The organism is Mycobacterium sp. TH-M82 (assembly GCF_057473605.1).
In genome coordinates, this window is sequence record NZ_JBYCKY010000697.1 from 1 (window position 1) to 3868 (window position 3868).

Below are 3868 nucleotides of genomic sequence, written 5' to 3' on the forward strand. Positions count from 1 at the left end.
TCTTCAACTACGGCTACGAGGAGCATCCGCCGATGGGCCTGCCGCTGGCGGCATCCGACGAGCCGCACCGGTTCTTCATCCAGCTCTACCACCGCACGGCTGCCCAGGTGGACCTGAGGGGCAGACGGGTGCTGGAGGTCAGCTGCGGTCACGGCGGCGGCGCGTCGTATCTGATGCGAACGCTGAACCCCGCCTCCTACACGGGACTGGACTTGAACCCGGCGGGCATCGAGTTCTGCCGGACCAGGCACCACCTGGCCGGCCTGGATTTCGTGCACGGCAACGCCGAGAGCCTGCCCTTCGCCGATCGGTCATTCGATGCGGTGCTCAACGTCGAAGCCTCGCACCTGTATCCGCACTTTCCGCGCTTCCTCGCAGAGGTGACCCGGGTGCTGCGCCCGGGAGGCCATTTCCTGTACGCGGATTTCCGCCGCCGTCGCACGCTCGCCGAGTGGGACGCGGTGCTGGCGGACGCCCCGATGCGCCTACTTTCCCGCGCGGACATCGGTGCGCAGGTACTTCGGGGCAATGAGCAGAATTCGGCGCGCAAGCACGACCTGATCAGCCGGCACCCGGGGGCGATTCCGCGCCGGTTGACCCGCTATGCCAGCGACATGACCGACTGGGCGTTCAACGGCGCACTGCACAGCGGGGAGTTCAGCTACCGGGCGTATTGCTTCACACGGGATTGACCTGGGATTGACCTGGGATTGAGGTGGGATTGACGGGGCACCGATTACAGCGAGCCCACCAGATCCGCCCACAGCGCCGACAGGTCCGCCGACGCCGTACCGGCTGCCGCGGCGGCATCCACCGCGGGAGGTGTAGCGGGCATCGAGCCGAATGGCGGCCACCCCGGGTTGTTCGCATCGGTGAGATCGAGATTGAACAGGTAGGACAGGTAGCCCTGTTCGAGTCCGATCTGCTCCGGCGTAGCCCAGTTGACGTCGGGGTGGGCGGTGCCGTGTGTCTGCCACGCGGCAAGCCACGCGTCGATCTGCGGGTTTCCCGCTGGCAGGCTGCCGATGAGGCTCACGATCCCGGGAATGGTCAGCGGTTCAGGCAGATTGCACCCCAAAGGGCAGAGCAGAGTTCCCGGAGTAAACGGGTCGAAGTCGATGACCAGCGACGCGAGCAATGATTGAATCGTCTGGATCACGGCGAGCGGGTCGACGAGCTGGAGTGAGTTCGACGACGGTGCCGCCACCAAGCTGTTGAGGAAGTCCGTCAATGGCTTGGTCGGGTCCAGCGTGAATGTGGTGTTGGCCCAAGGCATCTCGTATGCGGTCTGTCCATCGGGGAGGGTGACCGTCGTCGTCGGCGCGAACGGGCCCGGCGGGACTCCCGCCGGGATTTCTGGGGTTGGCCATGCGGCATTGGCGTACGCCGGGCCGCTGGGATCGTAGTAGCCGGGGTCGTCTGCGGCGGTGAACGTGTATCCGCTCAGCAGCTGCGAAATCGGCACCTGAAACCAGTTGTCCGTGAGCGGAAACTTCGTCAGGCCGGTCACGATCAACCCACCCCAGATGAGCTGGTCGATCGGGGTGATGCCGGTGATGGGGCTGGCCGGGAAGATGGGCAGGCAGCTCTGGGCGTCACACCATGGGCTGACCGGGAACTCGGCCTCCGCGTAACCCGCGAACTGGGCGGCGATACCGTCGGCCAGCACCGGGAACGGCACCAGCATGTTGGCCAGCGCGTAGTAGTGCCCGATGTCGCCGGGGTCGCTTCCCCACAGGTTCGTCGCGCTCGGGACCATCCAGCTCCCGGAGAAGAACCCCGAATCGGCGAATATCTGCAGGCCGTTGAGCTCGTCGGCCGGCACGCTGATCAGGTCGAACAGCAGGTTGACCGGGATGTTGAGAATCGACTCCCCGGCGGCCAGCTGCAGTGCCGATCCGACGATGGGAATCTCGGGCGCCTGCGGGGCGATCGGCGCGACGGCGACGGCGCCGGCCAGCGCCAGGGCCGCACCCACGCTCGCGTAAGAACGCCCGCTCGCCCCCATGACGTCCCTCCTGGTCAACGGACCTAACTGTGCTGAATTTTACCGAAGTGGAAACTAGGGATCCGGTGAAACCTGAACCTACCAGATCGGGCGTCGCCGGAGGGATCCCGCAGGCAGATCCGCTGGTCAGCCTGGTAACCAGGGACGGTGGCCGTAAGCGTCCAGGTGCGTCACCTGCTCGACCGGCGTGCGGGTGGTCGGCCCGTACCGCCCGCGCGGCCAGCCCAGCGGCACGATGCAGCACGGCGTCACCGCGTGCGGCAGGTCAAGCGTCCGGCGGGCCGACGCCACACTCCACAGCGGCAGGGTGATCAGCGAGGCACCCAGGCCCACAGCGCGCGCGGCCAGCAGCAGGTTCTGCACGCTGGGATAGATCGACCCCCAGTACCCCGATTCGGCCACGTGAGGCATCCGCACCAACGGCAGCCGCCCCTTGCGGGCGCCCAGCCGCAGGCAGGCCACCACCAGCACCGGGATCTCGGTGAAGTGGTCGACCTGCCACTGGATCGCCCGCGCGATCCTGGCCATCGACTCGTCGCGGGCCACGGCGCGCCGCAGCACCACGCCGCGTTGAATCCGCCAGGCCTGGCGGTAACGCCGGGCCAGCTTCTCCTTGACGCGGCGGTCCTTGACGACGATGAACTCCCAGTTCTGCGCGTCGTTGCCGGTCGGTGCCCGAAGCGCCAGCTCGATGCACTTGAGCACCACGGCGTCGTCGACCGGGCCGGGAAGCACCCGCCGCACCGCGCGCTGGGTCATCATCGCCTCGGCCAGCGGCATGTCCAGCCGCGTCAGCGCCTCGGCGGCCGTCGGCGCGGGATCCACGGAGTCCGCGGTGTCAGCCATGCTCACCGACCCAGGCCGTGGTGAAGCACTGGACCTCGCCGATCCCGTCGGTGAACTGGCGGGCGACCAGGCTCTCGATCTTCCCGCCGACCAGCGGGACATCGAACTCGACCGTGGCGGTGAAATCCAGCCGCGAGCCAGTCCCGCACGGGGCCAGCACGGCCACCCCGCGGCCGGAGCCGGGTGCGCCGACCACCGCGACGCTGATCTCTCCGCTCATCCGGCCGTCACCGGCCGGACGCCACATCTCGGTGCTCACAACGCTCAGATCACCGCGATACAGTTTGGCGATTATCCCGGGCAGCAGGCCACGGCGCAGGTCCTCGGTGACCACCACCGTCACCGCGCGGTCCGGGCCGACGACCAACGAGTCCAGTGTTTTGTTGCCGCCGAAGGCCGCGAACCGGGCCAGCCAATAGGCTTCGTCACCGAACGCCGAAAAGAGCTGTTCGACACTAGCGGGCGAGGTGAACGACACATCGAACGAACGCGGCATCAGCAGCTACCCGAACAGCCGGTCCGCGAGATCGGCAGCGAACACCTGCGTCTGCTGCAGCTGCTCGGCTGAGACGTTGGTGGGCGGAATGCGCACGCCCAGATACCTCTCTCGGTACTGCCCGCTGCCCAGGTAGCTGGTCAGCGACAGCATCGAGCGCAGTGTGTCGCCGGGATAGGTGAAGTGGATCTCGCCGGCGTATCCACCGCCCTGCTGTTCGGCGAGCGCACGCACCGCCGCCACATTGTCCCGCCAGTACTGCCGGCACACGACGAACACCGCGAACGGCTTGCCGGCCAGCAGGTTTCCCGCCTCGTCCGAGGCCAAAAAGGACCGCATCGGCATGCTCACGGTCTGCCACCAGGTCGGCGAGCCGATACAGATCAGGTCGTAGTCGCCGTTTCGCACCGCGTCCGGGGTACCGATGGCCCCGGTGGCGCCGCGCTTCTGGGCGCCCAGCACGCTGAGCATGTCGGGCCAGACCCGCTTCATCGGGAAGCGGGCGAACCGCTCGGCGT

5 protein-coding genes are annotated in these 3868 nt (G+C 67.6%); 1 reads left to right on the forward strand and 4 read right to left on the reverse strand.

Annotated features, from left to right (window positions below; translation table 11 throughout):
• Positions 1 to 692: phthiotriol/phenolphthiotriol dimycocerosates methyltransferase (locus AC2VON_RS20450; protein ID WP_486954551.1), on the forward strand; the 692-nt coding region annotated here is incomplete at its 5' end.
• Between the two features lie 44 nt (positions 693 to 736).
• Here the strand turns inward: AC2VON_RS20450 and AC2VON_RS20455 are convergent.
• From AC2VON_RS20455 to AC2VON_RS20470, 4 genes are all read right to left on the reverse strand, one after another.
• Positions 737 to 2026: a hypothetical protein gene (locus tag AC2VON_RS20455; protein ID WP_486954552.1), complete on the reverse strand. Its 1290-nt coding sequence runs from the start codon at positions 2024 to 2026 to the stop codon at positions 737 to 739.
• Positions 2027 to 2134: 108 nt separating this feature from the next.
• A complete protein-coding gene (locus tag AC2VON_RS20460; RefSeq protein ID WP_486954553.1) occupies positions 2135 to 2854 on the reverse strand; it encodes a nitroreductase family protein in 720 nt (239 codons plus the stop codon).
• The gene (locus AC2VON_RS20465; RefSeq protein ID WP_486954554.1) at positions 2847 to 3350 is read right to left on the reverse strand and encodes a DUF2505 domain-containing protein; all 504 of its coding nucleotides are present in this window, start codon (positions 3348 to 3350) and stop codon (positions 2847 to 2849) included. The genes AC2VON_RS20460 and AC2VON_RS20465 overlap by 8 nt, the downstream gene beginning before the upstream one ends.
• A gap of 6 nt (positions 3351 to 3356) precedes the next feature.
• Positions 3357 to 3868, reverse strand: a 512-nt coding sequence (locus AC2VON_RS20470; RefSeq protein WP_486954555.1) for a flavodoxin family protein, incomplete at its 5' end; no start/stop codon positions are given.